Consider the following 16311-nt stretch of genomic DNA (forward strand, 5'->3'; position numbering starts at 1 on the left):
ATGGAAGTCATTAAAATTAATCCACGCGGCTATTGCTATGGCGTAGTTGATGCCATGGTGATTGCGCGCAATGCAGCACTTGATAAAACATTACCCCGACCAATCTACATTTTAGGGATGATTGTTCATAATAAACACGTAACAGATGCCTTTGAGCAGGACGGTATCATTACACTGGACGGCGAAAATCGAAAAGATATCATTGAAAAGGTAGAAACAGGAACAGTTATTTTTACTGCGCACGGGGTTTCCCCTGAAATTCGCGAAATTGCCAAGCGTAAAGGTCTTGTATCAATTGATGCGACATGCCCGGACGTTACAGTCACACATGATTTAATCCGCGAGAAATCAGCTGAAGGGTATGACATTATTTATATCGGAAAAAAAGGACATCCAGAGCCTGAAGGTGCAATCGGCGTTGCTCCAGACCATGTACATCTTGTCCAATCAATGAAGGATATTGATACATTACAACTTGAGAACAAAAAGATTCTTGTAACAAATCAGACGACAATGAGTCAATGGGATGTAGCCTTTCTAATGGAAAGTCTTAAAGAGAAATTCCCTCATGTAGAAGTGCATAAAGAAATCTGCCTAGCAACACAGGTACGCCAGGAAGCTGTTGCAGAGCAAGCAGGAAATGCTGAACTTCTAATTGTTGTGGGGGATCCAAAATCAAACAACTCTAACCGTTTGACACAAGTCTCAGTCGAAATTGCAGGTACACCTTCTTACAGAATCGGAGATATTTCCGAGTTGAAAGTTGAATGGCTGATGAATATTGAAAAGGTAGCGGTGACTGCTGGAGCTTCCACACCTACACCGATCGTAAAAGAAGTGATCAACTTCCTAGAGAAGTTCGATAAAAACGATCCGTCTACACATGACATTGTCCGTACGGTAACACTTGATAAAATTCTACCGAAAATCAAAGAGCCGAAACCGGTCGAAAAAATAATGCCATATTAATAGAAAGGGGCCTGTCCGATAAGCTAATTCTATCGAACAGGTCCCTTTTTTCACTTTTTACAGGTAAATTCGTAGCTTGTCGTAAGTATAAATCCTTTTTTTACTACATCAGCCGCTCCACCGCTATTTTCACACTGTGTTACGAGACGATCGATATTTTGGCTGCTTACGACACTCATTGCTATTGTAAATAGTAGCCCAATTACGGCAATTGCTACGCCGATAATAAGCCACATTTTCCCATTGCTTACTGCTTGTTTCTCATTCATTTCAAATGCCCCTTAGATGAATTTAAATGGTTCTGTATGAACCGCAGACTGCATAAATTCAACAGGCAGCTTTTTCTCGGCACACATCTTACCCATTTTTTCTGCTACCCCTTTAATCATTACTTTTTCGACATGATGTCCCGGGTCCACAATATTCAGTCCACTTACTTCAGCATCCTGCGCAACATGGAATCCGATATCCCCTGTTACAAATACATCAGCACCCGCAAACTTTGCTGTACGGATATACTTATTACCATCTCCTCCGATGACTGCCACCTTTTGTACCGATGTTTCAAGGTTACCTACTACACGCAGCGCTGGAACGTCCAGCTTTGCCTTTACATGTTCCGCAAACTGCTGTAAAGTCATCGGCTCCTCCAGTTTACCGATGCGTCCAAGCCCCTGTTCATTCACTGCGATATCGAGAGACCATAAATCATACGCAGGTTCCTCATACGGATGAGCATTCAGCATAGCCTTTAGTATTTTATTTTTCATGCTTTCTGGGAAAACCACTTCAATTTTTTCTTCGTCTGCTACTTCTGTTTCCCCTACTTCCCCTAAATATGGATCAGCTCCTTCTAATACACGAAAACGTCCAGTTCCACTAAGTGTATAGCTGCAATGATCGTATAAGCCAATTTTCCCAGCTCCCGCTTTTGCAAGCACGCTTCGCATTTCTTTTGCATCTGCGGCTGGAATGATGACAGCGAGTTTCATCATTTGCTCGCTGAATGTCTGCTCTAAAATCCGGCTTTCTACAAGTCCGAGCGCTTCAGCAAGCAGATCGTTCACTCCTCCTGGTGCTACATCCAAATTAGTATGAGCGGCATAAACCGCTATGTCGTTTTTCAATAATTTTTCATACAACTGCCCTTGAGGGTTGTCCGTGCGAAGATTGCTCAGTTTCATAAAAATAGGGGGATGGTGTGCGATAATTAATTCACATCCATTTTCAATCGCTTCATCTACCACTGCATGTGTAACATCCAATGTCACCAATACCTTTGAAACAGGCTTGTTTAATGTGCCGATCGCCAGCCCAATCGGATCGTTCGGCATGCAGGCATATTTTTTCGGTGACCAGCTTTCAAAAAGTTGAATGATTTCATGTCCATTTACTGTTTTCATGCCAGTACCTCCTTAACTAATCTGATCAGGTAATGTAGTTCTGCACGTTTTTTCTCGATATCAGGGGTAGCCTCTGCTTTTTCGATGGATTGCAGAACTCGCTCCCAATTGGCTATTTCCTTCGTCCACTTTTCTATAAATACTTCGGACTTAGCAGCGATTAGCTGTTTGCCAAGTAGAATTTCTGCTTCTGTAAGTGTTTCTTCTCCTCGCTGCAGGACAAGAATCTCATATACCTTGCCGTCTTCCTCCAAAATTTCTTCATTTAAAATAGCCCAGCCATTTTGCAATGCCCATTCCCGAATTACTTTTGCATGAATGTTTGGCTGCAGGACAAGTCGTGTGACATTTTCAAGCGCCTCAGGATGCTTCTCTAAAATAGAAACAATCAACGGCCCTCCCATACCAGCAATGGTCACCGTATCCACCTTATCATTCGGATGTACGGCAGCAAGCCCATCTGCTAAACGCACAGTGATGTTCTCTGTCAATCCCTCCGTACGCACCTGACGTACAGCCGACTCATAAGGTCCCTTTACTACTTCTCCAGCGATTGCACGGCTGATGACCTCTTTATGTACCAAATAGCACGGCAAATACGCATGATCACTCCCTATATCTGCTAATACAGCACCTGTTGGCACAAACGATGCTACTGCTTCTAGACGTTTTGAAAGCTTTTGTGCGTTCATATATACCCCTCACTTTTCTAATTCCGTATCAAAACCATTATATAAAAAAATAAATCCTTAGTCGCCTAAACGACTAAGGATTTTTCAGTTGGGTTATTCTAAACCAGCGATGTAGTCAGCAACAGCTTGCGCCTCTGCTTCATCTTGAATGACTGCAGGCATAGCGCCTTGACCATTCATTACTACCTCTTTTACATGTTCAGCATCCAAACCTGTATTTAAAGCTGGACCCATGCCACCAGTTAAGTCGCCACCGTGACAGCCGACACAAGATTTTTGTACGATTGCTGCTGCATCGATGTCTGCTACGTCTGTAGTTTCACCGCCGCCTTCGCCTGCTTCATGTGCTTCATCCTTGCTTCCTGCTCCATCTAATGACATGAAGAAAATAAGTCCGATACCGAATGCCATGATAAGAACGTAAGGAATAAGTGGATTGTTTCTCATAGTGTGTACCCTCCCTCATTTAAAAGCTTCTTCTATAAATATAGAATCATTTCAACAATCATTATTGTACTGCATTAGCGAGGAAACGAAAAGACCTAAACACCAACTTTTCTTCCCTTTGTAACAATTTTGACATTTATGCGTCATTACCCTTTTACTGGATTAAATAACCTCTCCATGGAAACAATAGGTATAGAAAACAGATGAAATAGGTCATACCGTTATATTGATATAATTAAAAAATTAATAAATCTCTGTAAATTCTTCATTTTACAGCACTTGAATAAGTTATACTGCTTTTGTAATCCATTGTTTTACATATTTACACCCATATAGATAATGATAGCGAGGAAACCAAGTATTCCTGAAACCGTAAAGTAAATGAGCTTCATTGTCATCCCGGACAACAACCAAAATAAACAATTTCCGATGAGGACACTGTATAAAGCGGTATTGTTTTCAGGAAAATAGGCTAAACTTAGTTTGACCGAAAGCCCAAATAATATAAGAGCACCGCTTATATATAATATAGGCGCTAATAGCTCCTTTTTCTTGGCATAGTAAAATGCGCCAGCTATGCTTGCTGCAGCCAGCAGCCCTGCTGGAATACTAATCAGCCATATCGTCTCAATTGTAAATAATAATGCAAAAAAGAGAATGGCTAAAACAGGAACGAGAATAAAAACCCATCTTCCTTTCCGTTTTTCCTGCGCTTTTACGGACTGCTTTGCATCACCGATCATTTCTTTCCCTTGATACTCTCCTTCTGTATAAAGGGTCATTAAAAAATCGCAGTAATGCTCTGGCAATAGTTTATTTTGCTTCCAAAAAGCAATTTCATTAATAATAATTTGTTTACGTTGATTTGCCATAGACGATTCTCCAGAATTTATATGTTTTATAAAACTATTCTAATAGATACCGCCGCAATTCGACATCCGTAAAAAGTAACAACATACTATATGACGACCCAATTTCAGGTGTCTAATTGCATAAGTTTTCTTCTTTTCAAATAGAACAAATGTTTATACTTTATATAGGCATGCGAATTGAGCGTACTGTGAGTCAGTAAGTGGAAAGAGTTTTTCATACGGCCTCTCACTTCGCTGAAATCATCTGCTTCATAAAAAAAGCACCTTAAGAAATTTTTCTTAAGGTGCTGAATAAACCCTATTCTAAAAAGTCTTTTAGACGTTTTGAGCGAGATGGATGGCGTAATTTACGTAAAGCCTTTGCTTCGATTTGACGAATACGCTCACGTGTGACACCGAAAACTTTACCCACTTCTTCAAGTGTACGTGTACGTCCATCATCCAACCCGAATCGAAGGCGCAGAACGTTTTCTTCACGGTCTGTTAACGTGTCTAATACGTCCTCTAACTGCTCCTTTAATAATTCATAAGCTGCGTGGTCTGAAGGTGATTGGGCTTCTGAGTCTTCAATGAAGTCTCCTAAGTGCGAATCATCCTCTTCCCCAATCGGTGTTTCAAGAGAAACTGGTTCCTGTGCGATTTTTAAAATCTCACGTACCTTTTCCGGTGTTAAATCCATTTCTTCACCGATTTCTTCCGGTGTCGGTTCGCGGCCTAGATCTTGCAGTAACTGACGTTGAACACGGATTAATTTATTGATTGTTTCAACCATGTGAACCGGAATACGAATTGTACGTGCCTGATCGGCAATCGCACGTGTAATCGCCTGACGGATCCACCAAGTAGCATATGTCGAGAATTTAAATCCTTTTCGGTGGTCAAACTTTTCAACCGCTTTAATTAAGCCCATATTCCCTTCCTGAATTAAATCAAGGAAGAGCATGCCACGCCCTACATAACGTTTAGCAATCGAGACAACAAGACGTAAGTTTGCCTCTGCTAGACGTTTACGTGCTTCTTCATCACCTTGTTCAATACGCTCTGCTAGACGAATCTCTTCTTCTGCAGATAGTAAGTCAACACGGCCGATCTCTTTTAAATACATGCGAACTGGGTCATTAATTTTCACACCAGGAGGAACACTTAAATCATTTAAGTCGAATGCTTCTTCGCTTGCTTCTTGTTTTGACAGCGCCTCTTCCTCAAATTCTTCCTTGCCTTCCACTTGCACATCATTCTTTTCAATTTCATCTGCGAAATTAAACACTTCTTCAGTATCCAAATCAAATGATGCAAGCTTCTCTGAAATTTCTTTCATGGAAATTTCGCCATCTTGTTTCGCTTTAGCTTTAAGAAGAGTTTTCACCTCATCTAAAGTAAGTTCATTTCCTGTTTCTTTCGAACGTTCTGACTTGTCCGCCATAAACCTTCCTCCTTCTATGCAAACCGAATCGGATCACATGCTTGCTAGCTGCCGCTTTAATTGAATCTGCCTAGCAACCAAATCACGAGCACGTAAATAATCAAACATTTTCTCCGCTTCTTTACTTTCATGAATTAAATTGTCTATTTCCATTTGGATGCGGTATTTCTTTATATGCTTCAGACAATCAGCCACTTCCTGATCACCATGGTCAGGGTCCCGCTCCACTAAGGCTGCCTCCATTACTATTTTACGGAGCTCAGCTTCCTCCAACCCCTCAACAAAACGATGATAGTCAGAAGAGGAATATTCCTCATAAAATCCAACCAGCTTAATGAAAACTGTCTTATAATCATCCCGGATGAACGGAGCTGGATCGTCGCTGTTCAAAATTTTGTCAACAACATATACATTATGAAGCATATGCGCAAGTAACAGGCGTTCTGCACGCTCTGTAGCAGTCAATGGTTTAGTTTGTGCAGGAAGCTGCTGATTTACCAGCCCTATTTTTTTTTCAGTTTGTTTATGATGCTTCACTTGCTCCGCTTCAAACTTGCGGTACTCGGCTTCAATTGCTTCCTTCGTAATGTTCGTCTCTTTTGCGAGTTGGTTAATGTATAGATCCCGCTCGATTGGAGACGTTTTTCCGACTAAATGTCCAAGCACCTCATGAATGTATTGGAACGTATCATTTTCAAACTGGAAGTTTTTACCCCGTCTTGCATGCATCATCATAAATGCAATATAGGCAAACGGTTTTTCTAATATTTGATTGGTAAAGCTCTCGGCTCCGTAACGATTGATGTAATCGTCCGGGTCGAGTTTATCAGGTAATACCGCAACCTCAATTTTCAGCCTTTCCACATGTAACATCTCCGCCGCACGTTTGGCAGCCTCAAAACCAGCATTATCCCCATCATAGCAAATCGTAATTTGCTCCACTAAGCGCTTGAGCTTTTGGACATGCTGAGGTGTGAGTGACGTACCCATCGTTGCGACAGCATTGTGTACACCGGCTCGGTTTGCAGCCAGCACATCGATGAATCCTTCCATTAAGACGACCTTTCTCGTCTTGCGGATCGATGCGCGCGCTTTATCGAGATTATAGAGAACCTGACTTTTATGAAAAATCGGTGATTCCGGACTATTTAAATATTTTGCTTCATCTGCATCACTATTTAAGATTCGCCCTGAAAACGCAATTACCTTTCCGTTTTCATCACGAATTGGAAACATTATTCGGCCTCGGAAACGATCGAAATAACTATTATCGCTTTCCTTATGAATAATTAGGCCGCATGTTGCCATATCCTCTAAAGTAAAACCTTTACGTTCGAGAAGTGTTGCAAGAGCATCCCATTTAGGTAAAGCCCAGCCGATTTTATGAGTGTCAATGAGCTCGCGTGTAAAACCACGTTCCATTAAATAATTTAATGCCTGCTCCCCGTCTTCTGTGTTGACAAGCAAATGATGATAAAACTCGGTCGCAAACTCATGTGCCTCCCGCATTTTCACTTCTGCTGGAGAAAGACCTTTTGCTCCATCCGTATGTTGCGGCTGCACATCTACCTGTACACCGACTCGTTCTGCCAGCTTGGCCAATGCATCTGGAAAAGGAATATTTTCTATATCCATTACGAAGGTAATGGCATTCCCTCCTGCTCCACAACCAAAGCAATGAAAAATCTGCTTGTCCTGGGACACTGAAAAAGAGGGAGTCTGCTCACCGTGGAATGGACATAACCCAAACCAGTTACGACCTCTCTTCGTCAACTGCATATAGTCGCTGATGACATCGACTATATCGGACTGTGAACGAATCTGCTCAATTAAATGTTCAGGAATTTTCCCAGTCATGTTATCACCATTCTTTTTTTGTCCTTAAACACAATTCGAGATAAAATGAAAAATCCCTTTAAATTTCGACAAAAAATTTAACATTTTTCACACTATCGTCTCTATGTGAGTATTTTTACCACAATTTTATTATTATAAAACAATTCGCAAAATAATTCCATATTTTTTTACTAGTCAACGTTAAAAAAACCTCCTCCTTTAGTCGAGGTGGTTTTAAGGATTTAAAGCATCTTCTCTTGTTCTATTCTATCAATAATGCAGTTAGCTGTCTCCTCAACTGCCTTATTCGTAACATCAATTACCTCACAGCCGACTTTTTCCACAACTTTATAGAAATAGGCAATCTCCTCTTCTATACGTTCATGCTGTGCGTATGTCGCACTTTCCCCTAAACCTAGGGCCATTAAACGCTCTTTGCGGATATTATTCAACTGCCCAGGCGAAATAACTAGACCAAAGCATTTTTTAGGATCTACTTTAAATAATTCAGCAGGCGGATCTACTTCCGGTAAAAGCGGAACATTTGCCACCTTGTATCGTTTATTTGCCAAATACTGTGACAGCGGTGTTTTAGACGTACGGGATACCCCTACTAATACAATATCTGCCAGTAGAATTCCTCTTGGATCACGTCCATCGTCATATTTTACCGCAAACTCCACTGCTTCGATTTTTTTAAAGTAATAATCATCTAGCTGGTGAACAATACCTGGCTGTTCTAGCGGTTTCTGCTTTATCTTATTCTCCAATAAATCCATCATAGGACCAAGTAAATCAATTACGGCAACATTGTGTTTGACCCCTAGGCCATACAATGCTGCGCGCAACTCTTTTTCGACAAGTGTGTAAACAATGATAGCATCTTGTTTCTGAGCAATACTTATAATTTGTTGTAGATGATCCACCCCATGAATGTGAGGAAATCTCCGGATCTCTACCTGTTCGAAATGTGGCCTAAACTGACTGACGACTGCTTTTACTGCAAGGTCCCCTGTCTCACCGACTGAATCAGACACGACAAAAAAACGTAATTTCTCCATGCGTTACACCTACAGCTCATGCGTTTCCGCTAGTGAAATAAACGCCCTCGTAACACTAGTTTTTGTTAGACGACCTACAATTTCAAGACCCTCTTCTGTTTCATTCACTACAGGTAAGGAATCAATTTCACGTTCTATTAATTTTTTCGCTGCCATTATGAGCGAATCCTTTTTTTCACAATACGCAATGTTTGGCATGCGCGTCATAATAATATTGACTGGGATTTTATTTAGATCCTGACTTCCGATGCTTGTACGAAGCAAATCCTTTCGAGACAATACGCCCTGCAAGTGATTGTCCTTATCAGCCACAAACAGCGTACCCACATCTTCTAAAAACATGTGCAAAATTGCATCATAAACCATCATATTTTCAGATACTACGACCGGCATAGACTGAAAATCTTTTACTTTTAAATTCATCATCGACTCTGTTAAGGAAACGGTATTCTTTTTACCGGCATAAAAATATCCTACACGTGGTCTTGCGTCTAAAAAGCCCGCCATTGTCAAAATTGCTAAATCCGGTCTTAAGGTAGCCCTTGTTAAATTAAGGCGCTCTGCAATATGTTCACCTGTAATTGGGCCATTCTCCTTTACAATTTGTAAAATGGCGTCCTGACGTTTATTGAGTTCTATTGGACTCACCCGCCTCAAATAATGTTATACTTTTTCCATTATTATTATATACTATTTTGTAAGGGATTGCTAAGAATAAAATCCTGAAGGTTCTGTATTGACACCGATACAGTTTTATTGCATATTTACAGTATAGATTAAATAGGCGATGAACGGGATATAAGTAATTTTTCAAATAATCAGCGAGCAGGGATAGTGGAAGCCTGCACTCGAAAAATGAAACGGCACCCGCGAGCTGACTTTTTGAAAGAGGCTTTTTATGGACATGTGTTTTTCTATTCACGAAAACGCTTGGCATTTCCTGAAAAGCAAGCGGGGTGGAACCGCGGGTGTAGAAGATACGCACTCGTCCCCGGGCATATCATATGTCCGGTGGACGGGTGCTTTTTTGTTTCCGTCTACCGGTTCAAAAATAGGAGGAATATTTGATGGCTCAAAAATCAATGGAAACAATCGTCAGCTTAGCAAAGCAGAGAGGATTTGTTTTCCCGGGTTCTGAGATCTACGGTGGTCTGGCAAACACATGGGATTATGGTCCACTAGGTGTTGAACTGAAAAACAATGTAAAAAAGGCTTGGTGGCAAAAATTCGTTCAGGAATCTGAACATAATGTAGGTTTAGATGCTGCGATTCTAATGAATCCACGTGCGTGGGTAGCCTCTGGTCACGTTGGTAATTTCAACGACCCGATGATCGACTGTAAAGCTTGTAAAGCACGTCATCGTGCAGATAAATTGATCGAAGATGCTTCTTTAACAAAAACAGGGAAAGAAATTATCGTCGATGGTATGAGTTTCGACCAAATGAAAGCGAAGATGGATGAATTAGAAGTCAACTGCCCTGACTGTGGGAAAAATGACTGGACAGATATCCGTCAGTTCAACTTAATGTTCAAAACACACCAAGGTGTTACAGAATCTTCATCAAACGAAATTTACTTACGCCCTGAAACAGCACAAGGTATTTTTGTAAACTTTAAAAACGTTCAGCGCTCTATGCGTAAGCGCACACCATTTGGTATTGCACAAATCGGTAAATCATTCCGTAATGAAATTACACCTGGTAACTTTACATTCCGTACACGTGAATTCGAGCAAATGGAGCTTGAATTCTTCTGTAAACCCGGGGAAGACCTTGAATGGCATTCATACTGGAAAAACTTCTGTAAAGATTGGTTATTAAACCTTGGCATGAAGGAAGACTCAATGCGTCTGCGTGACCACGAAGATGACGAGTTATCCCATTACTCAAACGCAACAACCGATATCGAATTCCGCTTCCCATTCGGCTGGGGTGAACTATGGGGCATCGCTGACCGTACAGATTATGACTTAAAACAGCATATGGAGCATTCAGGTGAGGATTTCACCTATATCGATCCAGTAACAAACGAACGCTACGTTCCGTACTGTATTGAACCTTCGCTCGGTGCAGACCGTGTTACGTTAGCATTCCTATGCGATGCGTATGACGAAGAAGAATTAGAAGGCGGCGACGTGCGTAACGTATTACGCTTCCACCCTGCCCTTGCACCATTCAAAGCTGCGGTATTGCCTTTATCGAAAAAATTAGGAGACGAAGCTTCTGCTGTATGGGCAGAACTACGCAAAGCATTCCCAGTTGATTATGATGAATCACAATCAATCGGTAAACGCTACCGCCGCCAAGATGAAATCGGTACACCATTCTGTATCACTTACGACTTTGATTCTAAAGAAGACGGCCAAGTAACTGTACGTCATCGTGATTCAATGGAACAAATCCGCATGCCAATTGCAGATGTAAAAGCCTACATCGAAAAACATTTACAATTCTAATATGATGAAGAACTTGATCTGCTGAAACGGATCAAGTTCTTTTTTTGCTTCGTAATGAAAAACCTCATAAATAAAATTTCATCCAGCTAGACCATCGCTTATATACCATCTGATCAAGATCCATTCATGTCCTGTAATCTGAATTTTACAAAAATAAAAAGAACAAAATGAACAAAACTCTCCATTATTAGTTATAATAAATGAAAAAGGTTATAAGGGAGTGTTGAATATGTTCTTTCGACCGAAGGAGAAAGCGATTGTAACACGGGATTTATATGACCAAATGAAAGAGATTGTTACAGCATGTCTCATCCGTGACCTGCCTGAGCACAATTCACGAAATCACCTCTTATTTACTGCTAATATGAAACTTGAAGCACTCCAGCAAGCAAAGGAGATTCATCGCCGTTTTATTAATGTCTCCACAAGTCCTGGGCGTTTTCACCAGGAACGTTATACAACGCTGTCGGACATGTATCACAAGCTATATCGCTTGACTAGAGGGTATATGTATTTATGTGACGTGCGGGATAGGGAACATTTCAATCATCACTTTCGTCTATCCAGTACAACCATCGAGCAATGCTATGAGCAATATCAAGCTAGGCACTCATTCTGTTTTTCCAGGGAGGATGAAGCGGTATTTTTCCAGGAGCTGAAAGAAGAGATCATCCCTATGCTATGTCAAATTGAATAAAACAAACCCGAACAATTTTTTGAATGATTACTTATTCAAAATGCAGGGTAAATATACTCTTGTAAAGAGGAGTGAAAAAAATGCAAGCCAAGAATTATAAAGTGCTTAATACATTAATCCAAAAAACTTTTCATATGAGACATCGTTCGTTAGCAATTCGAATGATATTAAGCTTGGAAGATATAAGCTTGCGCAATATCCATTTCGCTAATCTTATGCAGGATTTATCTCCCAAGCAAGGTGTCCCAATCCAATTGAAACGCTTATCAGTTTCCGAACTGCGCGTTCTCAATCTTTTTTTCAAAGAAATTCAAAAAAACTGCCCTGACTGCTACAAAGCAAATGTCATCCTAATAGTAAACCGCATTCGTTTATTGCTGAATCAAACACTTGTATCATACACAGAAGACAAATCAACCTTTTCACGTATCCCAATGACTAACTTCTGATAGTCTCCCCTTGAAACCACCAGTATAACTACTGGTGGTTTTCACTTTTAATCCGTCTGTTTAATATGAGTGTATCCATCAAGTGTAGAGGTCAGATTTCATATTTTTACTCCCATTCCATCCCCGTTCGTTTGATTTGTATGTGAGCATTCGTTTTAATATCCATGTCTTTATAAATCTCTCTCCATTTCACAGCCGTCTTTACTTCCTCTGTCCAGTAATCACTGTATTTCGCACGCACTCTGGCCCCTATTCCAAAAACATCTGACTGCTCACTCTGTAATTTTTCTAAAAGTTTTGATAGAACTTCTTCTAGATAAGTGTTGGCTTCCTTTTCTATTTCCGTAATTTTTTTCTCATTGAGCTTGCCATTGTTAATTTCTTCGTCAATATACGCTTCGATACGGATGTCAACGGCAGCAGATGGGTTACCATTTTGAAGTTCCACTTCTATAGTAGACCGCCTCTTATGTGAGGTTAGAATATAAACCGCTTCATCTAAAGAAACCATAAAAGAGTACCCGCCCTTAGCTTCTCCAAGCAGGGCCAAATACGCACCTATCTCTAAAGGCGTCATACTCCCAACCATTTTTTCCTCATTAAAATAGCTTAACCCACTGACAAAAATCCGGTCATTGCCTACAGGTTTAACAAGTGGCATGATTGCCTCGACCCCTACATCGGAAAGATTAATCCAAAATTTCCCCAAATATTCCTCTGGCAATTTTCCAAATCGAACGGCATTATCTAATGTGTCAGCTAAATATAAAGCAGGTACTGTTTCAATAGGAGGTGCAATTGTTAAGATAGAATGGGCGTCGCCCTCGCTGATAATCATCCACGCTGTTCTTCTTACCTCAGAATTACGTCTTAAATAGTCACTAATATCTAGGATTCCTTGCCTTGCCAGATCCTCACTGACTACAATAATCTGCAAATGTCCCAAATATAGTCTTTCAGCGAGCTGCTGCTGCATAGTAGCTAATGCATCTCTCATTGTATGACCGTATGCTTCAAGGACCCAGGCTGTTTTCTCAGAACCTTCACCCGTGCTACCCTCAGGGCCCAATTTAATTTTACCTGGTATAGCTATTTGAGCTGTAACTTTATATACTGTATCGCTGACGCTTTCAGGAGCTTCACCTTCTAGATGTGTGACTTTAGGTAGTTTACTCATTTCACTAGCATCTCCCAAATCGATGGCTAATCCTAAAATGGTGGCCCGTTCTTCTAATTCATATCGATCCCAGCAAGCAGATAATAAAAATGAGCTTATAAAAACTACAGTGATCATCCCTATCTTTTTCACTCTGCTATCCCCCTTTGTTTACGAATAATGGCCAGGATGAGTAAGCACATAGGATAGATAATCGTTAAAATAAGACCCCCTAATGTTACTTCCAATACATAGTAATACACCTCGTAAATATCTTTTGGCAATAATGCCACAATAAATACAAAAGGAAACCCCAGGCTTGAAATCAATCGATATTTTGAAGAACGAACTAACTCTGCTACACCGCGAACATATAAAAAATAATACGAAAACAACGTGGTAAACACAGCAAATATCCAGGCAATCAGCAAAATAGCATCGACTCTCGATAATACATCCCCGGGTATTTGCACCATTTGACCGAGGATTAATGTCGGCCATAATAAATGCTTCATTTCTTCAGGGCCAAAGACAGCGAGTGCGATTGTAATTGTCATGATAAAAAAGAGACTGCCGATTACATAACCCCATATCCCGCTTTTTACACACTTTTTAGGATTTTTCATAAAGGGAATCAGCATAGCAATTACCATAAAATTTGAAATGGCTTGTGTGACATTCATTCCTCCACTAAAAAGCATGCCAATAGAGACGTCGTGCCCCGTAATAGGAAACAAATGATAAAAGGTAATATTCTTGATAGATGGTAATAATATAATTAATAACGGGATAATGATAAAAGGCAGGTAAAAAAAATGAATATATACGAATGTTGAAACACTCAAAAAACTGATCGAAGCACATAAGAAAATCATAAAAAATATAGATATAGAAATAGGCGTATCAGGGAGCAGCGATCCCACGATTACCTCTGCAAAATGCCGAGTCTCCACTCCCATCAAGATGAGAAAAAAGAGGATAATGACAATACTAAAAAAATTGCCAAGTTTTTTTCCTAAAATCTTTTGATTATAGCCGATCAGTGTCTGTTTAGGAAACCGCCTGCCTAGTAAGGTAATAGCCAGTATGCCAAGCCCTCCCATCAAGACTCCGAGCACGCTTGAAAGGGGAGCAGCTGTCCCTACTTTTTCAGTCACAAAATTAGGAATGCCTAATAGAGATACACCTATCATTGTGCTTATTATCGTTACTGCAAGTTGAACGGGTGTCACTACATCGCTAGATTTCATCATTACTCCCCCCCGTCTTATCTTGCCTTCTTTTAACCCGCTTCACATTTTGAGGCTGAAGGTGATCAGGCCTTCCTTTTGTCCACTGAATAGGAAAACGCAGAAAAGAGTCTTTTAACTCTTGATAATTTCCCGGAGAAAAAGGCGTCATATACGGAACACCAAATGAGCGGAGCGCTAACATATGGTTTAATGCCGTGGCTACATTATAAGACGGAGTGGCGAATGATCCGATAGTCGACAATGCCATGATGACAACGGTAATCGGGCTGACAAATCCTGCTTGTACGGCTGCTTGTCCTACAACTAATACACCAACGATAGACAATGCTCCACCGACCTGTTGAGGCATTCGTACAGTTGCTTCTCGCAAGATTTCCATAGCAAGTTCCATAATTAATACTTCTATCACTACCGGAAACGGTACACCTTGCCTCCCGCTCGAAGCTGCAACAAGAAAGTTAGCAGGAATGAGCTCTGGGTGAAAAGATAACACTGTTACATAGAAGGAAGAAAACGTCAGTGAAAATACTAAAGCGACTAATCGAATCATTCTTATCGTCGATGTAATAATCCAACGTTCATTATAATCTTCACTTGTTTGATAAAATTGTACAAAAATCGCTGGTACAATCAGTGCAAACGGACTGCCATCGACCAAGATACTTACTCTTCCCTCTAATAAATTCCCCACTACCTTATCCGGCCTTTCCGAGTTTTGGACTTGCGGGAAAGGTGAGTTTATATCGTCTTGAATGTAATGCTCGATATAACCCGCGTCTAGAATACGATCAATTTCAATCTTATCGATTCTTTGGCGTACCTCTTCTACCAGCTCGGGATTTACAATGTCATCTAAGTAGCAGATTGCTATTTTGGTTTTCGTACGTGTACCAACTTCCTTTTGTTCGATACGGAATTCAGGTACAGGAAGACGATAACGTAATAAGGCAACATTCGTTTGTAATGATTCAATGAACCCATCTCTTGGGCCGCGAACAACTCGCTCTGTTTCCGGTTGTTCAATACTTCGTTTTTCTTGTGTATAAACATCCAATGCCATCGCTTGCTCGATTCCTTCGATAAATATAAGAGCCTTGCCAGCAAGCAGTGATTCCAAACCAGCTGCTAAGTTCTTTACTTTTCCAACAGCTGTATAGTAGAGCACCTCTTCCATAACATATGTTGTAATAGATATATGACCGTTTTCAGGATGCTGTTTATCTTGAAGTTGCTTGATAATATCACGTTCAATTTTCTCCATGTCAACCAACGATTTTAAACATATAAGAACAGCTGGTATTTCTCCAAAAACTTTAAACCTTTTAAGAAGAAAATCCGCATCTTTCTGTAACAAGGATGTAAATAGGTCCAGATTATATTCTATGCTTGGTGTAAAGTATACCGATTGTGCTTTTTGGATGATTGAACTATTTGGTAAAGAGCTCTTGTTTTCTTTGCTGCCTGCACTCTTTTTAAAAATAGGTGACATATAAACATCCTTTCCTGTTTATCTATACCATTCTTGTTAGTATGGGTTGATACACCCTCACTATTCAAAAATGACAGGAGTAATTTAACCGACTTGCCAATTTCAATA

At 40.4% G+C, this 16311-nt stretch carries 16 protein-coding genes; 4 read left to right on the forward strand and 12 right to left on the reverse strand.

Features of this window, described 5'->3' with window-relative positions; all coding sequences use genetic code 11:
• Nucleotides 1-969, forward strand: coding sequence for a 4-hydroxy-3-methylbut-2-enyl diphosphate reductase (locus tag AA0Y26_RS14365; protein WP_413362772.1), 969 nt, complete (start codon nucleotides 1-3; stop codon nucleotides 967-969).
• 50 nt (nucleotides 970-1019) lie between these two features.
• Here AA0Y26_RS14365 and AA0Y26_RS14370 read toward each other — a convergent pair whose 3' ends face one another.
• The 9 genes from AA0Y26_RS14370 to AA0Y26_RS14410 all read right to left on the reverse strand — a co-directional run bounded on the left by AA0Y26_RS14370 (nucleotide 1020) and on the right by AA0Y26_RS14410 (nucleotide 9351).
• On the reverse strand, nucleotides 1020-1238 hold the full coding sequence (locus AA0Y26_RS14370) for a hypothetical protein (RefSeq protein ID WP_413362773.1): 219 nt from the start codon (nucleotides 1236-1238) through the stop codon (nucleotides 1020-1022).
• 12 nt (nucleotides 1239-1250) lie between these two features.
• Nucleotides 1251-2372 carry a Nif3-like dinuclear metal center hexameric protein gene (locus AA0Y26_RS14375; RefSeq protein WP_413362774.1) on the reverse strand — a complete coding sequence of 374 codons (1122 nt, stop codon included), beginning with the start codon at nucleotides 2370-2372 and terminating at the stop codon, nucleotides 1251-1253.
• The gene (locus tag AA0Y26_RS14380; protein ID WP_413362775.1) at nucleotides 2369-3064 is read right to left on the reverse strand and encodes a tRNA (adenine(22)-N(1))-methyltransferase; all 696 of its coding nucleotides are present in this window, start codon (nucleotides 3062-3064) and stop codon (nucleotides 2369-2371) included. Before AA0Y26_RS14380 ends, AA0Y26_RS14375 begins: the two co-directional genes overlap by 4 nt.
• A 93-nt stretch (nucleotides 3065-3157) precedes the next feature.
• Nucleotides 3158-3511 (reverse strand): cytochrome c550, encoded by a 354-nt coding sequence (gene cccA, locus AA0Y26_RS14385; RefSeq protein ID WP_413362776.1) that lies wholly within the window; start codon nucleotides 3509-3511, stop codon nucleotides 3158-3160.
• A gap of 314 nt (nucleotides 3512-3825) precedes the next feature.
• Nucleotides 3826-4383 carry a hypothetical protein gene (locus AA0Y26_RS14390; protein WP_413362777.1) on the reverse strand — a complete coding sequence of 186 codons (558 nt, stop codon included), beginning with the start codon at nucleotides 4381-4383 and terminating at the stop codon, nucleotides 3826-3828.
• A 298-nt stretch (nucleotides 4384-4681) separates the two neighbouring features.
• Nucleotides 4682-5806 (reverse strand): RNA polymerase sigma factor RpoD, encoded by a 1125-nt coding sequence (gene rpoD, locus AA0Y26_RS14395; protein WP_036157863.1) that lies wholly within the window; start codon nucleotides 5804-5806, stop codon nucleotides 4682-4684.
• A gap of 33 nt (nucleotides 5807-5839) precedes the next feature.
• Nucleotides 5840-7663, reverse strand: coding sequence for a DNA primase (gene dnaG / locus AA0Y26_RS14400; protein ID WP_413362778.1), 1824 nt, complete (start codon nucleotides 7661-7663; stop codon nucleotides 5840-5842).
• 221 nt (nucleotides 7664-7884) lie between these two features.
• Nucleotides 7885-8703, reverse strand: a complete 819-nt coding sequence (locus tag AA0Y26_RS14405) for a pyruvate, water dikinase regulatory protein (RefSeq protein ID WP_413362779.1) — start codon at nucleotides 8701-8703, stop codon at nucleotides 7885-7887.
• A gap of 9 nt (nucleotides 8704-8712) precedes the next feature.
• Complete coding sequence (locus AA0Y26_RS14410; protein WP_413362780.1) at nucleotides 8713-9351, reverse strand: helix-turn-helix transcriptional regulator; 639 nt, start codon at nucleotides 9349-9351, stop codon at nucleotides 8713-8715.
• 419 nt (nucleotides 9352-9770) lie between these two features.
• On the opposite strand from AA0Y26_RS14410, the gene AA0Y26_RS14415 reads away from it, so the two are divergent.
• From AA0Y26_RS14415 to AA0Y26_RS14425, 3 genes are all read left to right on the forward strand, one after another.
• Nucleotides 9771-11159, forward strand: coding sequence for a glycine--tRNA ligase (locus AA0Y26_RS14415; protein WP_413362781.1), 1389 nt, complete (start codon nucleotides 9771-9773; stop codon nucleotides 11157-11159).
• Nucleotides 11160-11388: 229 nt separating this feature from the next.
• Complete coding sequence (locus AA0Y26_RS14420; protein ID WP_413362782.1) at nucleotides 11389-11856, forward strand: hypothetical protein; 468 nt, start codon at nucleotides 11389-11391, stop codon at nucleotides 11854-11856.
• An 80-nt stretch (nucleotides 11857-11936) separates the two neighbouring features.
• Nucleotides 11937-12305 (forward strand): hypothetical protein, encoded by a 369-nt coding sequence (locus AA0Y26_RS14425; RefSeq protein WP_413362783.1) that lies wholly within the window; start codon nucleotides 11937-11939, stop codon nucleotides 12303-12305.
• A 106-nt stretch (nucleotides 12306-12411) separates the two neighbouring features.
• On the opposite strand, the gene AA0Y26_RS14430 is transcribed toward AA0Y26_RS14425, so the two are convergent.
• Genes AA0Y26_RS14430 through AA0Y26_RS14440 form a run of 3 tightly spaced genes read right to left on the reverse strand, consistent with a single transcriptional unit; the run spans nucleotide 12412 to nucleotide 16203 of the window.
• On the reverse strand, nucleotides 12412-13614 hold the full coding sequence (locus AA0Y26_RS14430) for a Ger(x)C family spore germination protein (protein ID WP_413362784.1): 1203 nt from the start codon (nucleotides 13612-13614) through the stop codon (nucleotides 12412-12414).
• Nucleotides 13611-14714 (reverse strand): GerAB/ArcD/ProY family transporter, encoded by a 1104-nt coding sequence (locus AA0Y26_RS14435; protein WP_413362785.1) that lies wholly within the window; start codon nucleotides 14712-14714, stop codon nucleotides 13611-13613. Before AA0Y26_RS14435 ends, AA0Y26_RS14430 begins: the two co-directional genes overlap by 4 nt.
• The gene (locus AA0Y26_RS14440) at nucleotides 14701-16203 is read right to left on the reverse strand and encodes a spore germination protein (protein WP_413362786.1); all 1503 of its coding nucleotides are present in this window, start codon (nucleotides 16201-16203) and stop codon (nucleotides 14701-14703) included. Before AA0Y26_RS14440 ends, AA0Y26_RS14435 begins: the two co-directional genes overlap by 14 nt.
• Nucleotides 16204-16311 lie beyond the last annotated feature (108 nt).

This window comes from Lysinibacillus canaveralius, from assembly GCF_047301505.1.
In the GTDB taxonomy this organism is placed as follows: domain Bacteria; phylum Bacillota; class Bacilli; order Bacillales_A; family Planococcaceae; genus Lysinibacillus_B.